2 protein-coding genes are annotated in these 668 nt (G+C 30.2%); both read left to right on the forward strand.

Translation table 11 applies throughout. From position 1 onward, the window contains the following. Positions 1 to 208: hypothetical protein (locus KH400_RS20795; protein ID WP_217227905.1), on the forward strand; the 208-nt coding region annotated here is incomplete at its 5' end. A gap of 232 nt (positions 209 to 440) precedes the next feature. Further along, positions 441 to 668: hypothetical protein (locus KH400_RS20800; protein ID WP_217227907.1), on the forward strand; the 228-nt coding region annotated here is incomplete at its 3' end.

Here is a 668-nt window from a genome sequence, read left to right on the forward strand (position 1 = left end):
GCTTTATGCGCTTGCCCAGGAAAGGAGAGAGTGGATTATTATGGTGGTGGCATTTTTGATAGAAGGCCCCTCATTTTTAAAAAGGAATGTCTACAATATAACAGCTACTATTTTAAAAATTATTGAGCATACTTGTCATTTCTTTAGGACTACTCGTCATTTTAATGCAAATAATTACGATCCTCGAGACCTACCTACAAAAAATTAATCAAACGTTTGTTTAATTCAACTTAAGTGCCTCATAACTCTTACTGATGATTCCGAAATAACTTGAGTTTTTTCTCATAAAGTTATTTAATTCTTTTTCCGAGAATCAAACCCCTTTGCTATCTAATATTGAGATACCCTAAGCGCCAACCTTATTTTCATTCAATTAAATATTCTTTTCTTGAGGTTTTTTGGAAAAAACTATAAAATCAAGAAAAAGAAAGGAATATAATATGAAATTAATTAAAATCTATGTATCTACGATTATTTGGAATTTATTGGTAAATACAATTGCAAAATCTATATTAATCCCTCAAAAAATTCGTTTCTATTTATATAGGTGTGCAGGAATGAAAATCAAGACTTCTAATATTAGGTCAGGATGTACTTTTAGAGGTAAAAGCATTTTTATAGAGGAAGGTGTTTTCCTGAACCATAATGTATTTATTGACGCTTGGGAG

It is taken from the genome of Desertibacillus haloalkaliphilus, assembly GCF_019039105.1.
Classification (GTDB): Bacteria; Bacillota; Bacilli; order Bacillales; family KJ1-10-99; genus Desertibacillus; species Desertibacillus haloalkaliphilus.